This is a genomic window from Gordonia oleivorans (assembly GCF_040044975.1).
In the GTDB taxonomy this organism is placed as follows: Bacteria; Actinomycetota; Actinomycetes; order Mycobacteriales; family Mycobacteriaceae; genus Gordonia; species Gordonia oleivorans.
Window position 1 is genome coordinate 16,182 of sequence record NZ_JBDZDI010000020.1, and the last position, 20,994, is coordinate 37,175.

Annotated in this window: 19 protein-coding genes; 14 read left to right on the forward strand and 5 right to left on the reverse strand. The window is 66.9% G+C overall.

The features are described from left to right. The first annotated feature begins 9 nt into the window (after positions 1 to 9). Together ABLE92_RS21120 and mmsB are read left to right on the forward strand one after the other, a co-directional pair. Positions 10 to 1,173, forward strand: a complete 1,164-nt coding sequence (locus ABLE92_RS21120; protein ID WP_348806755.1) for an acyl-CoA dehydrogenase family protein — start codon at positions 10 to 12, stop codon at positions 1,171 to 1,173. A 35-nt stretch (positions 1,174 to 1,208) separates the two neighbouring features. Then, positions 1,209 to 2,078, forward strand: a complete 870-nt coding sequence (gene mmsB, locus ABLE92_RS21125) for a 3-hydroxyisobutyrate dehydrogenase (protein ID WP_348806756.1) — start codon at positions 1,209 to 1,211, stop codon at positions 2,076 to 2,078. An 88-nt stretch (positions 2,079 to 2,166) separates the two neighbouring features. Here mmsB and ABLE92_RS21130 read toward each other — a convergent pair whose 3' ends face one another. Further along, positions 2,167 to 2,670 (reverse strand): MarR family transcriptional regulator, encoded by a 504-nt coding sequence (locus tag ABLE92_RS21130; RefSeq protein WP_348806757.1) that lies wholly within the window; start codon positions 2,668 to 2,670, stop codon positions 2,167 to 2,169. 5 nt (positions 2,671 to 2,675) lie between these two features. Next, positions 2,676 to 3,260, reverse strand: a complete 585-nt coding sequence (locus ABLE92_RS21135; protein ID WP_348806827.1) for a TetR/AcrR family transcriptional regulator — start codon at positions 3,258 to 3,260, stop codon at positions 2,676 to 2,678. 37 nt (positions 3,261 to 3,297) lie between these two features. Here ABLE92_RS21135 and ABLE92_RS21140 point away from each other — a divergent pair, with 37 nt between their 5' ends. Further along, complete coding sequence (locus tag ABLE92_RS21140; RefSeq protein WP_348806758.1) at positions 3,298 to 3,801, forward strand: DUF4188 domain-containing protein; 504 nt, start codon at positions 3,298 to 3,300, stop codon at positions 3,799 to 3,801. Here ABLE92_RS21140 and ABLE92_RS21145 read toward each other — a convergent pair. Continuing rightward, complete coding sequence (locus tag ABLE92_RS21145) at positions 3,786 to 4,418, reverse strand: TetR/AcrR family transcriptional regulator (RefSeq protein ID WP_348806759.1); 633 nt, start codon at positions 4,416 to 4,418, stop codon at positions 3,786 to 3,788. The genes ABLE92_RS21140 and ABLE92_RS21145 overlap by 16 nt on opposite strands. A 197-nt stretch (positions 4,419 to 4,615) precedes the next feature. Between ABLE92_RS21145 and ABLE92_RS21150 the strand changes: the two genes are divergently transcribed. Genes ABLE92_RS21150 through atzF form a run of 5 tightly spaced genes read left to right on the forward strand, consistent with a single transcriptional unit; the run spans position 4,616 to position 11,430 of the window. Next, complete coding sequence (locus ABLE92_RS21150; protein ID WP_348806760.1) at positions 4,616 to 6,157, forward strand: amino acid permease; 1,542 nt, start codon at positions 4,616 to 4,618, stop codon at positions 6,155 to 6,157. A gap of 36 nt (positions 6,158 to 6,193) precedes the next feature. Beyond that, complete coding sequence (locus ABLE92_RS21155) at positions 6,194 to 7,057, forward strand: urea amidolyase associated protein UAAP1 (RefSeq protein ID WP_348806761.1); 864 nt, start codon at positions 6,194 to 6,196, stop codon at positions 7,055 to 7,057. Between the two features lie 28 nt (positions 7,058 to 7,085). After that, positions 7,086 to 7,760: an urea amidolyase associated protein UAAP2 gene (locus tag ABLE92_RS21160; protein WP_348806762.1), complete on the forward strand. Its 675-nt coding sequence runs from the start codon at positions 7,086 to 7,088 to the stop codon at positions 7,758 to 7,760. Next, positions 7,757 to 9,772 carry a 5-oxoprolinase/urea amidolyase family protein gene (locus ABLE92_RS21165; protein WP_348806763.1) on the forward strand — a complete coding sequence of 672 codons (2,016 nt, stop codon included), beginning with the start codon at positions 7,757 to 7,759 and terminating at the stop codon, positions 9,770 to 9,772. The genes ABLE92_RS21160 and ABLE92_RS21165 overlap by 4 nt, the downstream gene beginning before the upstream one ends. Further along, positions 9,769 to 11,430 (forward strand): allophanate hydrolase, encoded by a 1,662-nt coding sequence (gene atzF, locus ABLE92_RS21170; protein WP_348806764.1) that lies wholly within the window; start codon positions 9,769 to 9,771, stop codon positions 11,428 to 11,430. Before ABLE92_RS21165 ends, atzF begins: the two co-directional genes overlap by 4 nt. Positions 11,431 to 11,437: 7 nt before the next feature. On the opposite strand, the gene ABLE92_RS21175 is transcribed toward atzF, so the two are convergent. After that, entirely contained in the window at positions 11,438 to 13,678 is a 2,241-nt protein-coding gene (locus tag ABLE92_RS21175; protein ID WP_348806765.1) for a DUF222 domain-containing protein, read from the reverse strand. A 199-nt stretch (positions 13,679 to 13,877) separates the two neighbouring features. Here ABLE92_RS21175 and ABLE92_RS21180 point away from each other — a divergent pair, with 199 nt between their 5' ends. From ABLE92_RS21180 to ABLE92_RS21200, 5 genes are all read left to right on the forward strand, one after another. Continuing rightward, a complete protein-coding gene (locus ABLE92_RS21180) occupies positions 13,878 to 15,515 on the forward strand; it encodes a hypothetical protein (protein WP_348806766.1) in 1,638 nt (545 codons plus the stop codon). A 164-nt stretch (positions 15,516 to 15,679) separates the two neighbouring features. Beyond that, entirely contained in the window at positions 15,680 to 15,874 is a 195-nt protein-coding gene (locus ABLE92_RS21185; RefSeq protein ID WP_348806828.1) for a hypothetical protein, read from the forward strand. 3 nt (positions 15,875 to 15,877) lie between these two features. Beyond that, entirely contained in the window at positions 15,878 to 16,789 is a 912-nt protein-coding gene (locus ABLE92_RS21190) for a DUF3558 family protein (protein WP_348806767.1), read from the forward strand. Beyond that, entirely contained in the window at positions 16,786 to 17,376 is a 591-nt protein-coding gene (locus ABLE92_RS21195) for a DUF3558 domain-containing protein (RefSeq protein ID WP_348806768.1), read from the forward strand. Before ABLE92_RS21190 ends, ABLE92_RS21195 begins: the two co-directional genes overlap by 4 nt. A gap of 30 nt (positions 17,377 to 17,406) precedes the next feature. Next, positions 17,407 to 18,375 carry an SMP-30/gluconolactonase/LRE family protein gene (locus ABLE92_RS21200; RefSeq protein ID WP_348806769.1) on the forward strand — a complete coding sequence of 323 codons (969 nt, stop codon included), beginning with the start codon at positions 17,407 to 17,409 and terminating at the stop codon, positions 18,373 to 18,375. Here ABLE92_RS21200 and ABLE92_RS21205 read toward each other — a convergent pair. Next, positions 18,350 to 19,192, reverse strand: a complete 843-nt coding sequence (locus ABLE92_RS21205; RefSeq protein WP_348806770.1) for an acyl-[acyl-carrier-protein] thioesterase — start codon at positions 19,190 to 19,192, stop codon at positions 18,350 to 18,352. The two genes, ABLE92_RS21200 and ABLE92_RS21205, sit on opposite strands and share 26 nt — an antisense overlap. Before the next feature lie 120 nt (positions 19,193 to 19,312). Between ABLE92_RS21205 and ABLE92_RS21210 the strand changes: the two genes are divergently transcribed. Then, a complete protein-coding gene (locus ABLE92_RS21210) occupies positions 19,313 to 20,992 on the forward strand; it encodes an FAD-dependent oxidoreductase (protein WP_348806771.1) in 1,680 nt (559 codons plus the stop codon). Positions 20,993 to 20,994 lie beyond the last annotated feature (2 nt).

Here is a 20,994-nt window from a genome sequence, read left to right on the forward strand (position 1 = left end):
GGCCGTCACGTGACGACCTTCGCCGACGCGGGTCTCGACTCCGACGAACGGGTCATCGTCGAGACCGCGTCCGATTTCGCCGCCAAACGTCTTGCCCCCCATGCGCTTGCGTGGGACGCCGAGAATCACTTCCCGGTCGCCGAGTTGCGCGAGGCCGCGCAACTCGGCATGGGGGCCATCTACTGTTCCGAGGATGTCGGCGGTAGTGGCCTGCGCAGGCTGGACGGGGTGCGGATCTTCGAGCAGCTCGCCTACGCCGATCCGGCGGTGGCCGCGTTCCTGTCCATCCACAACATGTGCACCTGGATGGTCGACGCCTACGGCACCGACGAGCAACGCGCACAGTGGGTTCCGCGGTTGGCCGAGATGGACACGGTGGCCAGCTACTGCCTCACCGAACCCGGTGCCGGGTCGGATGCGGCGGCGCTGGCGACCCGGGCCGAACGCGTCGGCGACGACTACGTCCTGACCGGGGTGAAGCAGTTCATCTCCGGGGCGGGCTCGTCGGATCTGTACGTGATCATGGCGCGCACCGGTGACTCCGGGCCGAAGGGGATCTCCACCTTCCTCGTCGAGAAGGGTTCTGCGGGGCTGAGTTTCGGCGCGCAGGAACACAAGATGGGCTGGCATGCCCAGCCCACCGCGCAGGTGATCCTCGACGAGGTGCGGGTGCCTGCGGCCAACCTGCTCGGTGGCAAGGAGGGTATCGGTTTCGGTATCGCGATGAACGGCCTCAACGGCGGGCGGCTCAACATCGCGGCGTCATCGCTCGGCGGTGCACAGGCGGCCTTCGACAAGGCCGCCGAGTACGTCGCGTCACGAAAGGCGTTCGGGTCCAACCTGATCGACGAACCCACCATCCGGTTCACGCTCGCCGACATGGCCACCTCACTGCAGACGTCTCGGCTGATGCTGTGGCATGCGGCCGGAGCGCTCGATGCCGGGGCGGCCGACAAGGTGGAGCAGTGCGCGATGGCCAAACGCTATGTGACCGACGCGTGCTACACGGTCGCCGATCAGGCGCTGCAGTTGCACGGCGGCTACGGCTATCTGACCGAGTACGGAATCGAGAAAATCCTCCGGGATCTGCGTGTGCATCGCATTCTGGAGGGGACCAACGAGATCATGCGCGTGGTGGTGGGACGTTCCATCGCCGCGCGGCACGGCAACTGAATTCCTCGAGCAATCGACAAGGTGGAGATTCGACAATGACGACGATCGCTTTCCTCGGCCTCGGCAACATGGGTGGCCCGATGGCCGCCAACCTGGTCAAGGCCGGGCACACCGTGCACGGCTTCGACCCGGTGCCCGAAGCGGTGAAAACGGCGCAGGGCAACGGCATCGAGACCTTCCCGACCGCGGTCGAGGCGGTCGCGGTGGCGCAGGTCGTGATCACGATGCTGCCCAACGGCGGCATCGTCAAGCAGCTCTATGACGAGATCCTGCCGGCCAGTGCCACCGGCACCCTGTTCATCGACAGTTCGACCATCTCGGTGGCCGACGCGCGGGAGATCCATCAGCGGGCCGCCGACGTCGGTTTCGCGCAGGTCGACGCCCCGGTCTCCGGTGGGGTCAAGGGTGCCGTCGCGGGCACTCTGGCCTTCATGGTCGGTGGCACCGCCGAGGCGTTCGCCGAGTCGCGCACCATGCTGGACCCGATGGCGGGCAAGATCATTCACTGCGGTGACAGCGGTGCCGGTCAGGCGGCCAAGGTGTGTAACAACATGCTGCTGGCGGTGCAGCAGATCGCCGTCGGCGAGGCCTTCGTGCTGGCCGAGAAGCTGGGGCTGAGCGATCAGGCGCTCTACGACGTCGTCACCGGCGCCACCGGCAACTGCTGGGCCATCGAGACCAACTGCCCGGTCCCCGGACCGCAACCCGGATCGCCGGCCAACAACGAGTTCAAGCCGGGCTTCGCGACCGCGCTGATGAACAAGGACCTCGGCCTGGCGATGGACGCCATCGGCGACACCGGTGCACGAGCCCCGCTGGGCACCCACGCCGCCCAGCTGTACAAGGCCTTCGCCGAACAGCATGCTGGACTGGACTTCTCGGCGATCATCGAGACGCTCAAGTAACCCCGGATCACTCACAGCGCTCTCCCTTATCGCTGGTCGAGCCCGACGAGGCGCCAGCCGAGGAGGCGTCGAGACCTCTGAAGGGACCTCAGAAATCCCCGGCCTGATGCCGCAACGACTGGATCGCCCCGACGAGGCCGGTGATCTGGCCGGAATCCATGCCGACGTTCGCGAACACCTCGCGATTGAGGGTGGCGGTGGCGTCCTCGACGGTGGAGCGGCCCAGGTCGGTGATCTCCACGAGGGTGGTGCGTCCGTCGGTGGGGTGGGGGAGTCGCCGCACCAGCTTCGCCTCCTCCAGTCGGCGGATGGCGTGGGTGACGCTGGTGACATGGACCTGCAGACGGTCGCTCGCCTTGGTGATGGGCAGCGCACCCTGCTTCGAAAAGGCCAGCAGCCGAAGCAGTTCGAAGCGGGAGAAGGTCAAATCGTAGGGGCGCAGCGCGGTTTCGACGCGCGCCAGCAGGATCTGGTGGGCGCGCATCACCGAGGTCACCGCCACCATGCCGTCGGAGACGTCATCCCATCCGGCGGCGTCCCAGTTCGCCTTCGCCTCGGCGATGGGGTCAAAACTCATGCTGCGCCCGGCCATGACGATCAGCCTAGGGCACGCCAGCCCGCGACCACCGCACTCCCGGCGGCGACGGGGTCGGCGTCGTCGGGAAATCGTCCGGCCAAGAGCAGCAATGACAGTCCGTGCACCTGCGCCCACAGTGACGCCGCGACGGTGGCCGGCTCGGCGGGCCGGAAGACGCCGGCGTCGATGGCCGCGGTCGCGGCGTGCCGCAGCGGGGCCATCGCCCGTGCCGAGGCCGCCTCGGTCTCCTCGGACGGTTCGATGCCGACCGTGGACAGTCCGAACATGAGCTCGTAGAGCCGCGGATTCTCCAGCGCCCACCCGACGTAGGCGATGCCCAGCGCGCTCACCGCGTCGTCCTCGCGCGTCGCGACCTCCTGCGCGCCCGCGAACTGCTCGAACGCCCGCACCAGCACCGCACGGGTCAGCCCGTCCTTGCTACCGAACAGCGAATAGACGGCGGTCGTCGACGTCCCGGCGGCCTGAGCGGCCGCGCGCACCGACAGCCCGCCGACGCCGCTGTCGGCGACGATGCGGGTGGCCTCGTCGATCAGACGCCTGCGCAGATCGTCGTCGTGCACCTTGGGTCTTGCCACGCCTCCAATTGTTTCATAACATCGTTTCGTAACATCGTTACAAAACATGGGAGACGACATCATGGCTCGACCCGACACCCGCCGGATGACCAGCACGATCCCGCCCGAGGGCACCACCCTCTTCCTCATCGGCATGAGCCTGCCGCGGCCGTGGCACCCACGCGCGTGGCTCGGCGTGTTCCTCGCGATGCCACGGATGCTGATGTTCCTCAAGCGACATCCGGAGGCGGGCCTGCTGTCATCGCGCCTGTATGTCGGGTCGTCGATCATGGTGGTCTCGTACTGGCGCAGTGCCGAGGACGTGCGTCGCTTCGCCGCCGATCCCGACGCGCCGCATCGCCCCGCGTGGCAGTGGTTCACCAAGCGCTACGCCGACACCAACGCCGTCGGGATCTGGCATGAGACCTACGTGATCGGTGAGCACGAAACCATCTACGGCGGCATGCCGCCCTACGGACTCGCCGACGCGGTGGGTGCGCAGCCGCTGGGCCGGGGCACGCGGACCGCGGCGCAGCGGGCGGAGCGGAATCGGCGTTACGCGCTCGGCTGATGCTCGATGAGCATCTCGATGGCGCCGACGATGGTGTCGACGAGGCCGGCGGCGGTGTGGTCGCCGAGTTCGCCGCGTTCCTCGTCGGAGCGCAGCATGATGATCGACTCGACGAGCCGGAACGGCAGCAGGCACCGCTTGTCGGCCGGATCGCCGAGTACCTCGACGGTCAGCGACTCATAGGCCCGGGCCAATTCCTGGCGCGCGGAACGGAATTCGGCGTAGCGCTCGTCGGCGACCTCGGGCAGCAGGTACAGCGATCCGAGGTTCCAGCGGGAGTCCACGAGTTGCCCGGCGTCATAGCGGGCGAGATCGAGGAGTCGGTCCATCGCCGGGCCGTCGCCGACGAGGAGTTCGCGGGCACGTTCCAGTGACGGTACGACGGTGGCCTCGAGGAGGTCGGCGAGGATGTCGTCCTTGTTCTTGAAGTAGTGATACATCGAGGCCTGCCGGATGCCGACGGCCTCCGCGATCATCCGCGTCGACGTCCCGCTGTATCCGTGCCGGACGAAGAGTTCGGCGGATGCGTCGAGGATCTCCTCGCGTGCCGTCGCCCCCCGCCTTCTCGGTTCGACGAGGCGCGGGCGCCCCGGACCGGCGCCGCGAGTGGATGACATGGCTCCACCCTAGGCCACGGCTGTAGGTCCACAGACGGACCGCAGGCGGTCCGCGCCCGGGGGCCGCCGCGTAACACGGATGTCACCGGGGTTTCCCGATTTGCAACATATCTATCATCTGATAGAAATAGCTTCACGGTTATCTATCAACCGACAGATAAAACGCTCAACGGGGAGCCCTCTCGAAGGACATCCGCATGACCCTGGCATCTTCCACACCACCCGCCACCCCCTCGCCCACCACCGGACACGACGCCGACGACCTGTCGGAATTCGGCTATGACCAGCAACTCCACCGATCCCTCGGCAAGTTCGCGTCGTTCGCCGCGGGCTTCTCGTTCGTCTCCATCCTGACCACCATCTTCCAGCTCTTCGGCCTCGGCTTCGGCTTCGGCGGACCGGCGTTCTTCTGGACCTGGCCGATCGTCTACGTCGGCCAACTCCTCGTCGCCCTCTGCTTCGCCGAGATCGCCGCCCGCTACCCACTGTCCGGGGCCATCTACCAGTGGTCCCGCCGCATGGGCGGGGAGGTGATCGGCTGGTTCGGCGGCTGGTTCATGATGATCGCCCAGATCGTCACCGCCTCCGCCGCCGCGATCGCCCTGCAGGTGGTGTTGCCCAGCGTCTGGACCGGCTTCCAGATCATCGGCGACGACCCGACGCTGACCAGCACCTCGGGCGCCGCGAACGCCGTGCTCCTCGGCTCGATCCTGCTCGTCATCGTGACCGCCATCAACTGCGTCGGCGTCCGCTGGATGAGCCGCGTCAACAACATCGGCGTCACCTGCGAACTCGTCGGCGTCGTCGCCGTCATCCTGGCGCTGTTCACCCACGCCAAGCGCGGCCCCGACGTCGTCTTCGACACCGGCATCCCCGGCCAGCAGCCCGGCTACATCTGGGCGTTCATCGTCTCCGGCCTGATGGCCGCCTATGTGATGGTCGGATTCGGCTCGGCCGGCGAACTCGCCGAGGAGACCCGCAACCCGCGTCGCGTCGCGCCCCGCACCATCCGGATGGCATTGACCGTCTCCGCACTCGGCGGTGGCCTGATGCTGCTCGGCGCCCTGATGGCCGCACCGACCCTCGACGAGGAACTCGCCACCGGCGGTCTGCCCTACGTGCTCGACTCCGTGCTCGGCAGCTTCTGGGGCAAGGTCCTGCTCTGCGACGTCGCGGTGGCGATCTTCATCTGCACCCTGGCCATCCAGACCGCGTGCTCGCGACTGATGTTCTCGATGGCCCGCGACAATCGGCTGCCGTTCTCCAAGACGCTCTCACATGTCAACTCCCGCACCGGAACCCCGATCGCCCCGGCCATCCTCATCGGCGTGCTGTGCATCGGCATCCTGGTCATCAACGTGGGCAACTCGGCCATCTTCGCGACGCTGGCCAGCGTGTGCATCATCCTGATCTACCTCGCCTACCTCGCGGTGACCGGACCGATGCTCTACCGCCGCTTCCAGGGCTGGCCGAAGGGTACCGTCGCCACCGACGCCGCCGGCAAGAAACTGTTCGGGCTCGGACGATTCGGCATCGTCATCAACATCCTGGCGGTGGTCTACGGCACGCTGATGGTGATCAACCTGGCCTGGCCGCGCGCCGAGGTGTTCGACCCGAGCGGCGAGATGCCGATCCTGCGCTGGGCCGGCCCGATCTGCATCGTGGCCACCGTCCTCGTCGGGATCGCCTGCTTCCCGCGCGGCAAGGAACATCCCAAGCCCGTCACCGTCGGCGCCTGACGCCGCAGAGCACCAGCACTACAAGGAGTTTCGATCATGACCACCACCGCAACCGCAACCGGCGCAACCGCCACCGGTACCACGGCCGGCGCCCGGGAACACGCCCGCGCCCAGGCCGGCACCATCACCGATTCGATGCCGGTCGTCCCCGCCTCCCGCTGGCCCCACCCGCCGGCCGGCGTCGACGCCGCCGATTTGACCTGGGCCGAAACCGTCCCGGGCGGGCGCTACACCACCAAGGTGCTGGCCCGCGGTACCCGAATTCGCCTGCGCGACATCACCGGAAGTGCCTGTGCACACATCCTGATGTGGCGGGCCGACGCACCGTGGGAACGACTCAACGTCGCTGACACCGTCAAGGTGCCGTGGCAGGCCTACCTCACCACCGGGCATCCGCTGCTCAGTGACCAGGGGCGGGTGCTGGCGAGCGTCGTCGCCGACGACAGCGCCCATCACGACGCACTGTGCGGTACCAGCACGCTGACCGGCAACACCGCAAAATACGGTGCCGGGCAGGCCTATTCGGATACCCCGGCCGGCCGGGAACTGCTCATGCTGGCGGCCGCGAAGAACGGCCTCACCGCCACCGACGTCGCGCCGTCACTGTCCTTCTTCCACGGGATCGTCGTCGAAGAGGACGGCACGCTCACCTCGAAAGGATCAGCCGGACAAAACAAGTCGGTGGAGCTCGTGCTGCATCTCCCGGTCATCGTGGCGATCGCCAACACCGCGCACCCGCTCGATCCCGCACCGGAGTTCGCGACCGGCCCGCTCGAGGTTCTCGCCTGGCAGGCCACGGCGAACCTCGACGACCTGATCGCCGGCGCCGCCGACCGTGACCCCGAGTATCAGCGCGCCGTCGCCAACAGTGAAGACGCCCACGCCGCACTGCACTTCTGATCACCCACCTTTCTCGAGGACTCCCATCATGACCACTTTCCTGGACCCCACCCTGATCGATCCGACCACCGCCCCCGCCGCCGATGTGGCACTCGTGCCCGGGCAGGTGATCGCCGACGAGATCATCGCCGACCGCGCGCCGTGGTCGGGAATCGTTGCCGCGGGCGATGTCCTGACCATCGTCGACCTGCACGGCAACCAGGCCGTCGACACGCTGTTCTACGGCGCGCACGACCACGCCGTGCGGTACTCGGCGCAGGCCACGATCGCCGCGCAGGGCAACATCTTCCTGACCACCGGATCGGTGATCCGCGACCAGGAATCGGCCCCGATGATGACCATCGTCGGCGACGAGGTCGGCAACCACGACACCCTCGGTGGTGCCTGCTCGCAGGAATCGAACACCCTGCGTTACGGCCACCACACCAAACATCAGCACGCCTGCGTGGAGAACTTCCTCATCGGCGGTGCCCGCCACGGACTCGGCAAGCGTGACCTGGTCGGCAACGTCAACTTCTTCATGAACGTGCCCGTCGACCCGGACGGGTCGCTCGGCATCGTCGACGGACTGTCGGCACCGGGCCGTCGCCTGGCCCTGCGCGCCGAGGTTGACACCCTGGTGCTGGTGTCCAACTGCCCGCAGATCAACAACCCGTGCAACGGATTCGACCCGACCGCTGTGCGTGTGGTGGTGACCCGATGAGTGCCGACTCTTCGCAGACAAGCTCGTCCACGACGATGGAGATCCTGCGCGCCGGTCCGCTCACGACGATTCAGGACTGGCCGGGCCGGGTGGGTTACTGGAAGGTCGGGGTGCCCCCGTCCGGGCCGATGGACGACCTGTCGTTCCGGCTCGCGAATCTCGCTGTCGGAAACCCGGATTCGGCGGCCGGTCTCGAGGCCACCATGGCCGGCCCGCGGATCCGGTTCGACGAGGCCACCGTCGTGGCCGTCACTGGCGCCCCGGTGCCGGTGACCGTCGACGGAAAGCCGATGCCGCAATGGGTTCCGCTGCATCTGGCCGCCGGTCAGGTGCTCGACGTCGGGATGGTCGGTGAGTTCGGCCTGCGCGTGTACATCGCGGTCGGTGGTGGACTCGACGCCGAGGAGTATCTCGGTAGCCGGTCCACCTTCACGATGGGTCGCTTCGGTGGTCACGACGGCCGGACCCTCGCCGACGGTGACATGCTCGTTGTGGGGTCGGCCCCGACCGGACTGGTCACCCGCATCCTCACCGAAGAGCAACCGGCACTGACCAATTCGTGGGAGCTGGCGGTCACCGTCGGTCCGCATTCGGCACCGGAGTTCTTCACCCCCGCCGACATCGACGATCTGATGTCGACGCCCTACGAGGTGCACTTCAACTCCGACCGCACCGGCGTCCGCCTCGTCGGGCCCAAACCGCGGTGGGCACGCACCGACGGCGGTGAGGCGGGACTGCACCCTTCCAACATCCACGACAATGCGTATTCGGTGGGGGCACTGGACTTCACCGGTGACACCCCGATCCTGCTGGGTCCCGACGGGCCGAGTCTGGGTGGCTTCGTGTGTCCGGTCACCGTGGTGGCGGCCGAACGGTGGAAGCTGGGGCAGCTCAAACCCGGTGACACGGTCCGCTTCGTGGCCGTGCGGGCCGAGCAGGCGGCCTCTCCGGCCGAACTCGGGCTGGGCCGCCGGGCGCACTTCGCGCATGTCATCTCTGCCGGCGGCGACACCGACAACGGCATCCTGGGGCGTACCACCACCGCCGACGGCGCCACCGAGGTCACCTACCGGCGCAGCGGCGACGACAACATCCTCGTCGAATACGGGGACATGCGCCTGGATCTGGCGCTGCGGGCGCGGGTTCATGCCCTGGCCGAACGGATCGCGGCGGAGTCGCCGACCGGCCTCGTCGACCTGACACCGGGCATCCGGTCGTTGCAGGTCAAGGCCGATCCCGGGGTGTGGTCGCAGGCGGCCATGTTGGACTGGCTGACCGAATGTGAGTCGCAACTGCCGTCGGCCGGCGACCTCGTGGTGCCCAGCCGGGTCGTCGAATTGCCGCTGTCCTGGGACGATCCGGCCACCCGCGAGGCCATTGAACGCTACATGCTCGGCGTGCGATCGGATGCGCCGTGGTGCCCGTGGAACATCGAGTTCATCCGCCGGATGAACGGCCTGGATTCCGTCGACGATGTGCATCGCATCGTCTTCGACGCCGAGTATCTCGTTCTGGGTTTGGGCGATGTGTATCTCGGTGCGCCGGTGGCGGTTCCGCTCGATCCGCGCCACCGCCTGGTCACCACGAAGTACAACCCGGCCCGTACCTGGACTCCGGAGAACGCCGTGGGCATCGGCGGGGCGTACATGTGCATCTACGGCATGGAGGGGCCGGGTGGCTACCAGTTCGTCGGGCGCACCACGCAGGTCTGGAACCACCGGCATCCGCAGACCGCACCCGGCTTCGACGCCGAACACCCGTGGCTGCTGCGGTTCTTCGACCGCATCCGCTGGTATCCGGTGAGCGCCGAGGAGTTGCTGGACATGCGCGCCGACGTCGCGGCGGGCCGCGGCGACAGCACCCGCATCACCGACGGCATCTTCTCGTTGGGCGCACACCAGCAGTTCCTCGATGACAACGCCGAGTCGATCGCCGCGACTCGTGGTGTCATGGAGGAGGCACGCGCCGAGGAACGTCAACGTTGGTCGCAGAAGGGAGAGTTCGCCGCATGAGCCGCATCGATGAGATCTACGCGCGGATCGCTGCCGCCGACCGTCCCGAGGTGTTCACCACGCTGCGTGCCCAGGCCGACGTTGCCGCCGAGCACGAGGCGGCAGTGGCCGCTGGCGGCCTGCTGGCCGGCATGGTGCTGGCCGTCAAGGACAACGTCGACGTCGCCGGAGTGCCGACCACCGCCGCCTGCCCCGGCTACGCCTACACCCCGGAGGTCGACGCGCCTGCGGTGGCCGCACTGCGGTCGGCCGGCGCGGTGGTCATCGGCAAGACCAATCTCGACCAGTTCGCCACCGGTCTGGTCGGAACGCGCAGTCCCTATGGGGCGGTGCGTGATTCGCGACGACCCGACCGAATCTCCGGAGGGTCGAGTTCGGGCTCCGCGGTGGCGGTCGCCCTGGGATTCGCCGACATCGCGATCGGCACCGACACCGCCGGCTCGGGACGCGTACCCGCCGGGTTGCAGGGCATCGTCGGGGTGAAGCCGACCGTCGGCGTCGTCTCGACCGACGGTGTGGTGCCCGCGTGCGCGGAGTACGACGTGGTCACCATCTTCGCCGCCGACGTGGATACCGCCGATCGTGCGATGGCGGCGATGGCACACGCATCGGGTCCGCGGCCCTTCGGTGCCGAGGTGTCCTTCGCGGCACCGACGGACGGGGTCGTCGTGGTACCCGAACAACTTCCGGAATTGTCGGAGGCGTGGCGACATGCCTTCTCCGAGGCGGTGTCTCGGGTGGAGGCGGCCGGATTCCGCGTCAAGACCATCGATCTGAGCGCATTCCTGGCCGCGGCGAAACTGCTGTACGACGACGCGCTGGTGGCGCAGCGGTATGACGCGGTGGGGGAGTTCATCGACGGTGTCGGGTCGGCTGAAGAGGCCGGGCTCGATCCGACGGTGGCTGCGATCATTTCGGCCGCCGACCGTTTCTCGGCGGTCGAGATGCTCCGTGCTCGAGCGCAGTTGACCGAACTGCGGGACGAGGCGATGCGGCAGTGGGGCGAGGCCGCGGTGTTGATGGTGCCGACGGCGCCGATGCACCCGACGATCGCCGAGGTCGCCGCCGATCCGGTGGGGGTGAACTCCCGGATGGGTACCTACACCAACTTCTGCAACCTCTTCGACCTGTGCGGGGTCGCGGTGCCGGCCGGGTCTGTCACCGAATCCGACGGGAGCACTGCACAATTCGGGGTGACGTTCCTGGGTCGCGGGCACGAGGATGCCGTGGTCATGGATATCGCCCGACGATTCGGTGGTGCCGAGGAATCGGCGCCGACGTGGGTCGAGAGTGCCGCGACGACGGTGGAACTCGCCGTGTTCGGGGCGCACATGGCCGGCGGCCCGTTGGTGCATGAGCTCGCCGACCGCGGTGCCCGATGGGTCGGCAAGCTGACGACGTCCGCGATGTATCGCGTTGTCGCACTCGACACGACGCCACCGAAGCCCGGTCTGATCCGTGATCCGGCCGTGGGGCGTGCGATTCACGGCGAACGGTGGATCGTGTCGACCGCGGCGCTCGGCGAGTTCCTTGCGGCGCTGCCGGAACCGATGATGCTGGGCAGGGTCGAGTTGTCCGACGGCCGGTGGATCGTCGGATTCGGTTGTGCCGCAGATGCCGCGGCCCAGGGGCAGGACCTGGACCGCGACCGCTGGTGACGCCACCTCAGAAGGGCGGTGGTGCGCCGTCATCGGGCACGACGGGGTATCGCTTCTTGCGTCGTTTCGGGCGTGGCGGGTTGAGCGGGTCCACGCCGTCGGTGATGCGGGCGCGGTTGCGTTCGCGTTCGCGGCGTCGCCGTTCGTACTTGGCGGCGAGCCGATCCCGTTTGCTGGTCGGGATCACGCCCGGTTCCCGTGGTGTCGGTGGCGCGGCGGGTGGGTCGGCGAACCGGTAGCGGCGTAGCCCGCCGAAGAAGTCTTCGAGGGTTTCCGCCGGTCCCGGAATGTTCAGCCCTTCCGGGGTGGTGAAAACCGTGACCAGCCGACCGTTCTCATCGCGGTACTGATCATCGAGCCAGCGGGAGTGCGTTTTCTGCAGGTGATGGCCACGGCACTTCGCGTTCAGTCCGTCGGGGGTGGTCTGCCCACCGAGTTCGGGATGCTCGTGGTCGTATTCGTGTACGTGATCGCAATCCCCGTCGAACGCGCTACCCCGGCAGGCGGGGATGACGCACTCGCCGTGACGAATCCGGATGAATGTGTCCAATGCCGTCGACAGTCGGCACGGATCCGACGGCAACGCGCTCGGGAGTTCGACGTCCTCGGGGTTCACCCCTTTGGGCACCATCCGTCGGATCGTCGTCGGGTATCGGCTGATCAGATCGAGGATCTGTTCGGGGATGACCGCGCCCTGCCCGACGAGGTAGCCGAGGTTACCGTCGATCGGGGTCTCGGCGGCCGAAACCGTTTCGGCAGAGCCGGATTCGGCATCGGTAGAAGCGGTGTCGGCGCTGGTGGCCGCCGTTTCCTGTGCTCGGCGTTCGGCGTTCACCAGCCACTCGATGGCGTCCTCGCTGGAGCGCGCGGTATCGCGGCGCAACCGCTGGATGTACTTCTGAGCGTCGGACAAGGGCGTTTCGCCGGATGAGTCGTCGCCGGTGTCCGCGACGGCCGCATCGGGAGTGCCCTCGCCGTTAGGAGCGTTCCCCTCGGGACTCTCCATACGCGACGACATCCGCGCCGCACCCACGTCGGCGTCTGGCTCCGGTTGGGGTTCGGGCGCCGGTTCCGGTGCCTGTTCCGCGTCTGCACTGTCCGCGTCAGAGGGACCGCTCTCATCGAGTAGCGACATCTGGGCCGGACCCGCGTCGGCCTCGGCGACTGGCTCGGGTTCGGGTACCGATTCCGATTCCGGACGCTGTGACTGGACCACCGATTCGGTTGCACTGCTATCGGATTCGCTCGCGGCCGCAGACTGCTCCCGCACCTGTCGTCCCCGCTGCTCCTGCTGTTCCTGTTGCCGTTGGCGTTCCTCGATCGCCGCGGCGGTGGTCTCATCAGCGATCACGTGCAACACGATCTGCACATCCGGAATACAGCCCGGCTCCGGGATCACCGCGGGACAGTCCTCACGCCCGCAGTCACACCTGAACTGCGTCCCCGACAACAGGGAGTACATGGCATCGGCCTGACGTTGCCGCCGGGTCCGCGGATCCTTCCGGCACGCGCAGTCGGCCAACGCACTGATCGTCTTCTCCGCGATCGTGATGTTCTCCGCGGACATGGTGCCGGTGATCTCCCCGGTCCCATCCCCCTCGAAATGAGTGAACACACCCCGCTTCTCCAGGTTCCGCTTACGCGGTTCCCGCACAGCATCCGGAGCATGCTGGAACACGATTTTGTCGGCCATGTCCCGCAAGCTGGTTGCCGGCCACTGCCCGGTCCGCTCGAACAACCGGTCCGCGATCGCGGCGTCGACCAGTGCGGTGTTCGGATGCAGTGCCGGGCCGGGATCGAGCAGGCTGGTGCGGTCGATCAGGGTCCGGAACTGACTGTGACTGATCCGCCCCTCGCGTAATGCCCGCCCGGTCTTGGGCAGCCGGATGGCCATCACGATCGCCTCATCAACCAACCGTCGGGTGGTCGCGTTCGCCAGGTTGCGGGTGCGTGCGATGTGTTCGGCCACGATCTGCGCGTACTCCGCCGACTCATCCAACCGATGATCGGTCAGACACGTCACCAGATACGCGATGAAGAAGTAATCCAGCCACGCCATATACGAGCGGCACCGATCCAACTCGGTCATCGCGACCAGCACCTCGTTGATCGAATGCTGATCCAACCGATCGACGTCCACCCCGAACAAGAACTCGGCCGGCAATCCAGGCCACGGAGACGGGCCCTGGTTCAGCAACGCATCCCGCACGTCGGCACGAATCCTGGTGGATAGAGGTACTGTGCTCATCGTCGCCCCTCGAACATGATGACCGTCGAAGCTCTCTTCGATCTGACCATCATTGTAGTGACGGCCACCGACAAAAAATTCTGACGAGCACGACCACCCCGGAATCTGTGGATCAACGGAGTTTGTGGATCGCGTGCGTGGGCAGGGTTACTCGTGGTTAACTGTCTCAGCTTCTCTTAAGGAAACAGGAGACCACTGCATGAGCACCACCCCGTTGCGTCCGGAAACGGAACGCCCCGAACATCTTTCCGGGACCCAACGCGGACCTCGGCGGCACCGCCGGATCACCGCCGGGATGATCGCCATCCTCACCGTCCTGACCCTCGGCATCGGCGTGACCATGGGGGAGGGGCAGGCGCGGGCGGCCGACTACAGCGACTTATCCGCCCTTGTTGACTGGCTGGATGATGACTACGACTCCACTAATCCACTTGGTCAGGTAGTCGCGGACGCGCTGAGCGACGGCGGGGCTGAACTCCTTGAACAGTGGCGCCTGGAGATGTGCGCTTCAGGCGGCGACCCCAACGGCGGAGCGGATTGCACTCAGTCCAGCACCGACATGGGTGGGCTCGGCATTGCCATCGTGAGCCCCACCAGCATCGAGCTGGTTCCAGTTGCGGTTTACGACCCGGTGAAAGGGCTTGTAGACAGTGCGGGAGGTGTCCTGACCGCTCTGAACGGTTTCTTGGAGTGGCTGAATTCCGATCTCAGGCTCCCGACATCGCTTCCGACTCCTCCCGCTGCTGATGGTTCGGCGACGGTAATCGGCAACGGCTTCCAGTTTGCGTTCGCGTCGGGAGGTGGCAAGGCCACTGCTATCTCGTACTTGCCTCTGAGTCTGGCTACCGCAGGTGCTAGTGGTGGTCGCAGTGCCTATGCGTTCGCCTTGGTGGGCATCGCGAATGCCTGGACCACCGATGAGATTCCGTTGACCCTTCTTGGTGTGAACACCGGGCTCAAGATCCCCGCCATCCAATCCGTCGGCTGCTACGGCGGACTGACAGCGGCCTACGCCGAGAACGTCGGTGCGTGTGCAAATGTGTTGGGCACCTTCGACTTCAAGCTCGATCAGCTGCAGAGCATTCCGCAGGTGCAGTTCGCGTTGACCGATCCGTCGTCGGTGCTCTTCGACACCACCAACGTGCTGGGCGAGGTCATCACCGACATCTTCGCCGGGCAGACCCCGTCACTCAGCCAGGACTTCATCCGCCTGTCGCTCGGCGGTGATTCCCTCCTGGCCCTGACGAGTGACTACGGATTGTCGGCGCCGGTCACGGTGAACTGGCTCGGATCGACCATCACGATCTTCCCGACAACCACGATCAACGGTTCCGTCCGCCCCAACGGCCTGGCATTGCCGACGATCGCCCTCGGGGATCTCGACACCGACCAGATCATCCCGATCATTTCGATTCCGCAGAGCACGTTCCCGTTCGGTCTGCAGCCGCTGGGGCCGTACACGACCGGTTCGACGTCCGCGTCGTCGCTCGTCTCGACGCGCGCCCTGACGTCGACGTCCACGACCCCGAGTGCCGGCCTGCTGCGGTCCGCGGCGATCTCGGAGACCGACGACGATGACACGGAAAGCGATTCGGCCACAACCACAACCACCTCACCGTCGACCACCTCATCGTCGGCGACGGCGACATCGGGCTCTACGGCGAGCTCGTCGAGCTCGTCAAGCTCGAGCAGCAAGACGTCGACCTCGACGAGCCGCTCGACAGCCGCAACCCCGTCGACCGGGTCGACCGACGACACCGATCAATCCGATGACTCCGACGACGATGACACGTCGAGCTCCAACGGCTCGACCCCGACGGTGACCGGCGCCAACTGACGGTTCCCCGGGTTCTACAGAACGCGCGGCACAACCCGCCGCACACCGCCCCGCGATCGATTCCGACGCGGGGCGGTTTGCGCGGCCGAGTCGTCGCCTTCGTTGGTTACAGTGGATGGGGCATCAGTAGTCACATGGATGCCGACAAGGAGACGCCGATCCCCATGGCCATCGACCCGAACAAGAGCAAAGCCGTCAGCCAGGTGGTGCGGCAGCATCCGGTGATGAGTGCGGTCGCGGTGTCGCCGGCGATCGCGATCTTCGCGGTGCTGTGGATTTTCGGCGCCGAATGGCTCGCCATCATCTTCGCGATCGCTGCGATCGGGGGCGGCTACTACATGCTGACGCGGCAGAAGTAGCGAATGTCGTCCATTCGCGTCGACAGCTGGATCTGGGCGATCAGACTCACCAAGACCCGATCGGCGGCCGGTGCCGCCTGCCGCGGCGGACATGTCCGGGTCAACGGCGTCACCGCGAAACCGGCCCAGCACGTGGCCGTCGGCGACCGCGTCGAGGTCCGCCTCAACGGCCGCGACCGCATCGTCGAGGTCACCAAACTCCTCAGTAAACGCGTCTCCGCCCAGCTCGCCGCCGAGTGCTACATCGATCACTCGCCGCCACCCCCGTCGCGGGAGATCATCGCCAGCCAGCCCCGACGCGACCGCGGCGCCGGACGGCCCACCAAACGGGAACGCCGCGAACTCGACAGATTCCGCAGCGGGCCGGCCATGCTGGCCCTCACGGCAGCCGTCACCGTCATCACCGTTCTGCTCTCCGGCTGCTCGTCGAGTTCCGACGACGACTCGCCGACCACCCGCAACACTCCCGTGGCACCGGGTGCGGCCGGGGCCGGTCCGTTCTTCGGTGCCTGCGGCAACGTCACCACCGAAGAGGTCAATCGCATCACCGGATTCGGGAATCTGGCCCTGGTCGTGAACAACCCGTCGGCCTGCGAATGGAGTTCCGGACCCAGCCCGACCGGCCCCGTCGCCTCCTTCAACTGGTACCGCGGCTCGCCGATCGGCCGGGAACGCGCCACCGAACAACTCTCCCGGGATAGCACCGAAGACATCGACATCGACGGGCACAAGGGTTTCATCGCCTCCGATGCCGGGATCTGCGAGATCGGGATTCAATTCGACGCCGACTTCTTCGAATGGTCGGTCAGTGCCGGTCTCACACGCTCCACCACGGCGACGCCGGTCCCCGACTCCGAGGCCGTGTGCAACGCGGCACGCGAACTGTCGACGATGTCGATCGAGCGTGCGCAATGACCGGCCGCACCTGTTCCCGCACCCATGGCCGTCGTCGGCGCACCGCGCTGGTGATCATCCTCGCCGCACTGATCGTCGGCCTCCTCGCGTCGTGTACCCGCAGCGTCGACGGCCAGGCACTGTCGGTGGAGGAGGCGCGCTCGTCCGGACAGCAGTCGGGCAACGTCGACACCGACCAGTTCGACCAACTCACCCTGGAATGTCAGGTGCTGTCCACCGATCAGGTCGCCAAGGCCGTCGGCGGAAGCGCGGCCGAGGCCATCTTCTTCGGTGCCAACTGCCGATGGTTCGTCGCCGGAGCGGTCACCGCGTACGTCACCTTCAACTGGTTCGAGTGGGGAAATCTCAACGTGGAGAAGGACACCGACAAACAACTCGGCTACACCACCGAGAACATCAAGATCGCCAGCCAGACCGCCTTCACCGCGAGAGACCCCAAACGGCCCGCGGTGTGCGGGGTGACCACCAAGGCGCCGAGTCGTGGCATCTACACCTTCTGGGTCGAGCCCGTCGGTTCCGGCGCCTTCGACGACCCGTGCACCGCGCCGACAAAACTGATGGAATTGCTGCTCAACGGCGGTCAGTGAGGCCGTCAACCCGGTGGTAAGGAGGGCGTCGTGCCCGCAACATTCCGGACGGCGATCGTCGTCGCCGTCGGCGCCGTGATCGCCACGGCAACAACGGTTTCCACGACGCCGGCACGAGCGGACACACCGCACTGCACCACTGCCACCACGACAACCCTCCTCGACAGCCCTGGGCTCGACGGGTGGGCCGAGAATCTCGTTGTGGCCGACGACGGTTCGCTGTGGGTGTCACGATCGTTCCGCAACGTCGTCGAACGGTACGACGCCTCGGGTCGGCGGACGGCGTCGGTGTCCCTGAACGCCCCGGGTTCCATCCGGCAGGGTCCCGACGGGCAACTGTATGTCGCCACCGGCGATTCGCCGACCGGCATGCTCCCCGGTGCGCCCCGCACCGGAACCGTGGTGCGATTCGATCCCCGTGCGGCGCAACCGGTTCCGCAGGTCTTCGCGCGCGGACTCGGGATGCCCAACGGGCTGGCCGTCGGCGCGGACGGAGCGGTGTACCTCGCCGACGGCGCGCTCGGCCTGCTGCGGCTGCGTCCCGACGGACAAGTGGACCCCGACAGTCGCATCGACGAGGCATGGTCGCGCACCGCCCCGCAGAATCTGTCACCGTCGACAACGGTCAACGGAACCGGGATCAACGGCGTGACCATCCTGGGCGACGATCTCTACGTGACCATGACGGTCAGCGCCACCGGCCGCGTGCTCCGGGTGCCCGTCGACGATCCGGCCGCCACCGTCACGGCGGCCGATCTCACCGCTCCGGCACCGGGATTCCTCGACGATCTCGTCGCGATCGACGACTCGACGCTGGCCGTCGCATCGACCACCGGACAGGTTCACCTGGTGAATATCGATACGGGACAAGCATGTTCGATCACCGTCGGCGTACCCGTCACAGCACTGGCCACCGACCCGGCACACCCCGGAACCCTGCTGGCCGCGAGCGAGACCGGCCAGATCCTCCGGCTCAGTCCGCGCTCGGGCGGCGCGTGACCGACACCGACGCCGCGACCTGCAGATCGTCCGGTGACGCGTCGCCGGACGGCGTCATCAACCACATGAGCAACTGATCGGGTTCGCGCACCCGGCGCACGGTGATCGGGGTGCCGGGCACGATCGGTCGCAGATACTCCACGATCAGGCGGTGCGGACCGTCGATCAGGTCGCCGTGATCGAGCAACTCGTCCTCGACGGCGGCGAGGTAGGCCGCATTGTTCAGGTGTTTGAACGGATCGAAATCGGTGCTGCGCAACACGTGGACGCGATCGGGCAGTTCCAGCACCTCGGGGGTGGGGGCCTTCTCCGGATTCATCGACTTCCACCGCAGCCGATGCTCGTCGGTCATCGCGGACAGCATCTCGAAGGCGTTGTCGGTCAACCGGGACGGCATGCCCTGGTCGTTGACGTTGATCCAGAACGCCTCGGTCTCGATCAGCCCGGGCTCACGCGCGTCCGGGTTGAAGCGGTTGGTCTCGTGGTCGGCGGTGAGCCGGACCCGCATGTTGGTCCACCGGGTCGACAGGGCGCCACACCAGCGTTGCGCGCTGACCGCCGCCGGCCAGGAGAACGGGCGGATGACGTCGATGATGGTGCGGCGCACGATCCAGAACGGGTCGGTGTCGCCGAAGTCGGTGGCCTCGATGTTGTCGTTGGCGACGTCCTGCAGGTAGCGGGCCACCGCGTCGAGTCGCACCCGCATGTCCTGATCGACGTCACCGGTACGCACCCGGTAGTCGACCTCGAAGTACCGGGCGCCGTCCTTGCGGTCGGACAGCGGCGCCAGAATATCCGGTTCCGAAACGGTGCTCACTCCACTCCTCGTGGCTCGCCTGTTGTGTGAGACTTAAGATACAGTCACTGACAAAACTAGAACGCGTTCTAGGTCAAAACGAGAACACGTTCTAGTCGACTTGAGGCAAGGAAACCGCAGATGGCGCATGTGATCACTCGACCGTGTTGCAACGATGCATCGTGCGTGAGTGTGTGTCCGGTGAACTGCATTCACCCGACGCCGGACGAGCCGGAGTTCTTCACCGCCGAGATGCTCTTCATCGATCCCGAGACCTGCATCGACTGCGGGGCGTGCATCGACGAATGTCCGGTCGAGGCGATCATCCCGGACGATCAGCTCGAGGAGCGCGACGAGCCGTACCTGCAGATCAACGCCGACTACTACAACGATCACGACGTCGAGGGCGGGCTGGTACCGCCCAAGAAGTCGCCGCAACTACCCGACAAGCCGTTGCACGTGGCGATCGTCGGCGCCGGTCCGGCCGCCTTCTACGCCGCCGAGGAACTCGTCCGCAAACAGCAGGTCAGCGTCGACATGTTCGACCGCCTACCCACGCCGTACGGTCTGGTCCGCGCGGGTGTCGCACCCGATCACGCGGCCACCAAGGGCGTCGAGGCGGGATTCGCCGCCGTCGCCGCCAAGAAGAACTTCAGCTACTTCCTCAACGTCGAGGTCGGCAAACACATCACCCAGGACGAACTCGCCGAGCGCTATCACGCGGTCATCTACGCGGTCGGCGCGCCGACCGACAAGCGGCTCGGCGTCGAGGGGGAGGACCTGCCGAACTCGTTGCCCGCCACCGAGTTCGTGGCCTGGTACAACGGGCACCCCGACTACGTGAACCTGTCCGTCGACCTGTCGGCGGAGCGCGCGGTCGTCGTCGGCAACGGCAACGTCGCCCTGGACGTGGCGCGGATTCTCGTCAGCGATCCCGACGAACTCGCCGGCACCGACATCGCCGACCACGCGCTGGCCGCGTTGCGGGACTCGAAGATCACCGAGGTCGTGGTGTTGGCCCGCCGCGGTGTCGCGCAGGCCGCCTACACCAACAGCGAGTTCCTCGCCCTCGGCGATGTGGACGGCGTCGACGTCGTCATCGATCCCGACGAACTCGTCCTCGACCCGGCCACCGAGTCCGCCTACGACGACGGCACCCTGGATTCGACGATCACCACCAAGATCCGGCTGGCCCGTGAGTTCGCCGAACGTCCGGCCACCCCCGGCAACCGGCGCATCGTGTTCCGCTTCCTCGCCTCGCCGGTGGCGATCACCGGTGGCAACGGTGTCGAGACCCTGACCTGTGTACGCAACACCTATGCCGACGCGACCGGGCCGAGTGCCGCGGTCACGCCGACCGGCGAGACGTTCGACATCGACGCCGGGTTGGTCCTGCGGGCCATCGGATATCGTGGCGTACCGGTCACCGACCTGCCGTTCGACGAGGGGCACGGGGTGGTCCCCAACGCCGCGGGCCGGGTGCAGGCCGCCGCCGACGGCGACGTCATCAGCGGGTTGTACGTCGCCGGCTGGATCAAGCGCGGTGCCACCGGCGGTATCGGGCGCAACCGTCTGTGCGGTCAGGAAACGGCCGAGTCGGTGATCGCCGACTTCGTGGCCGGAACCCTGCCGGAGCCGACCATCTCCCGCGAGGGCGTCGCCGACCTGGTGGCCGACCGCGGTGCACACCGCATCGATCTCGCCGGGTGGAAGCGCATCGACCAGGCAGAACGCACCGCCGGTAAGACCGGAGGCCGTCGACGTGTGAAGCTTGTGGACATCACTGCGCTGGAAGCAGCGGCGCAGTCCGAACCGGCCTGACG